Here is a 1759-nt window from a genome sequence, read left to right as displayed (position 1 = left end):
GAACTTACGAGCGTGTTTGTTCTTCTGGAGTTCCAGCAGCCCGTTGCTAATGGCAAAACAGGCCAGCTTGTCGGAAACCTCACCTCGGTGCAGCAGTAACCGCAGCAGGCCGGGATCTTCAATCCTGACAGCCACCTGGGCGAAGTAATCGAGCAGCGCAATGTTCAGCCGCTGGTTTTCGCCGACCTGACCAAATGGGGCAACCCGCCCTTCCCGAAGCGCTTCCAGTGCCAGCTCTGAGACCTTTTCCGTCTTCAGACGTTGCTTCAAGTTGGGAATGTGCAGATAGGAACCACACTGCCCGGCGAAGATTCCCATGTGATCGTCCGAACCGCCTGTGAGTACTTTGGGCTTATCGGGATCCACACCAAACTCAGCCGGATCCAGCTTGTGTTTGTGAGCATAAGAGCGAATCTTGGCCGGGGTCAGGTCCTGCAGCCAGTTCAGTGTCAGAGTTGCCTGCCAGAGATCGCGCTGGCCGTTGAGTACTTCGAAATGTTGAAACATTACCGCAAACTTCTCAAACAGCTCCAGATCGATATGTTCATTGCGGGTGTAGAAATACAGCGGATGTGGCAGAACAACCGGCAGATTCTGCTGTGCTGCGTAGCGCAGGAACTCATAGATATCCTGACGCTTTTCTTCCAGCACCGGCTCCTGTTCTCGGGTGAAGCCGTATGTGAGCACATGGCAGAACAACTCGATATCAGGGAAGTGGCAGGTAAACTCAGCGCCCACAAGCACGTCCACACCTTTGCTTTGCAGATGCCAGCAGGACCGCGCGTTGTTGTGGTTGGTGACGGTGATGACATCACTGCCATTCGACTGCAGGCATTTCACCAGGTGTTTGGTTTTCAGCCATGTTTCCGGAAGTCCGAGAATTCGGCCCCATAGCTCATCCGGTTTGTCACTATTCAGATCATGGCAATGCAGGTCGATCCGCAGGGTATCCTCCGGATCAAAGCGCTCGGCCTGCTGATCGAGAAACTCACCAAACTCGCGCGCGAGCGAAGCGCGGAAGTCACCTGGCTCCGGCTGATTCAGAGTCAGCGGTGCGTTCATTTGACCTCCTCGAGATCACCTGTGGGGGGTTCACAGCGGGCAGCTGTGTGTTCGTCTGCCAGGCGAGCCTGGCCTGCAACATTTCCAGAGTGATTTGTCTTCTGATGGACTGATGAGTCAGCACCGCCGATTGCCACCACCAGCCATCCGCATTCATGCGCGACGCGGCGCGCACGAAGCGCTCACAAACCTCCTCGAAGTGGGTGTCGGTGAAGTTAAAGCTGAAAATCATGCGACCGCTGCCTACCCAGCTCAGTTCGAGGCCTTCTGAGCGCAGGTAGAACTGGAGCATCCAGTTGTACCGACTTGGTCTGGTGTAGAGCACCGTCCAGATGCTCTGCAACGCCGCAATCCTCACCGGAAGATCAGCGTTTTGCAGACGGTCATTCAGCGCAGTCACCCGTTGTGCCCATAGCGATTGCGCCTGTTGGTACAACTGCTGGTACTCAGGTCGGGAGATTCGTTGCAGAAACGCGGACATGGCTGCCATCACATAGGGATGGGAGTTGAAGGTACCTCTGGCAAAAGAGATGTTGGCAGGCTGACTTTCGCGATAGCGTTTCATTAACGCCCGTCTGCCACACAGCACGCCTACCGGATATCCGCCGCCGAGAGTTTTACCGTACGTCACCATGTCGGCCTGAACGCCAAAGAATTCCTGTGCGCCTAGATAGGCCAGCCGGAAACCGGTGAAGAC

General features: G+C 55.7%; 2 protein-coding genes. Both read right to left on the bottom strand.

The features are described from left to right. The coding region (locus tag WBM60_RS03415) for a PHP domain-containing protein (RefSeq protein ID WP_424282763.1) at nucleotides 1–1062 on the bottom strand (1062 nt) is incomplete at its 3' end. Further along, on the bottom strand, nucleotides 1022–1759 hold a 738-nt coding region (locus WBM60_RS03410; RefSeq protein WP_424282762.1), incomplete at its 5' end, for an aminotransferase class III-fold pyridoxal phosphate-dependent enzyme. The genes WBM60_RS03415 and WBM60_RS03410, both read right to left, overlap by 41 nt.

The sequence above is a fragment of the Eudoraea sp. genome (genome assembly GCF_049669105.1).
Taxonomy (GTDB): Bacteria; Bacteroidota; Bacteroidia; order Flavobacteriales; family Flavobacteriaceae; genus Eudoraea.
The sequence above is the reverse complement of the archived record's forward strand: the minus strand, read 5'-3'. Positions and strand labels throughout refer to the sequence as shown.